General features: G+C 56.4%; 1 protein-coding gene. It reads left to right on the plus strand.

Features of this window, described 5'->3' with window-relative positions; genetic code table 11:
* Positions 1–64: 64 nt before the first annotated feature.
* Positions 65–509 (plus strand): IclR family transcriptional regulator (locus AC1D0I_RS32955; protein ID WP_477400242.1); only part of this gene is annotated, 445 nt, incomplete at its 3' end.

A 509-nucleotide genomic window follows, 5' to 3' on the forward strand; every position in this document is an offset into this window, starting at 1 on the left:
GTCAAGTAGCACTCATCGAGGAGAGGAAATCGTGCCGAAATCCGGACCTGGGGAAACAGTTCCAATGATGAAAAGCGTCGATAGGGCGCTTTATCTACTTTCATATTTTACCGTGCAGGAACCGGAATGGGGCCTGAGCGACCTCGCCCGAAAGTCCAAAGTCGACAAAGCAACGACTCTTCGGATCCTTGTTGCGCTTATTCGCAACGGCTTTGTGGAACAGCATGCGGAAACCAAGAAATACCGCCTGGGGATTGCCGTACTCAGGCTGGCTCGGGTTAGAGAAGCTAGTTTCCCGCTCCTGTCATTCATCAATCCCGTGCTCGACAGGCTTGCCGAGGAGATGGAAGAAACCGCGCACGCCACACTGGCGGCCGAGACCGCAATGATCACGGTTGCGGTGACGGAGCCGAAGAGATCGACCCGTGTCTGGGTGAACCCGTCGCAATTGCTGCCTTTTCACGCGACCGCATCTGGTCTGGCGTTTCTGGCGTTCGCCGCGCCTGAGG

It is taken from the genome of Mesorhizobium sp. P2_D1 (genome assembly GCF_056404455.1).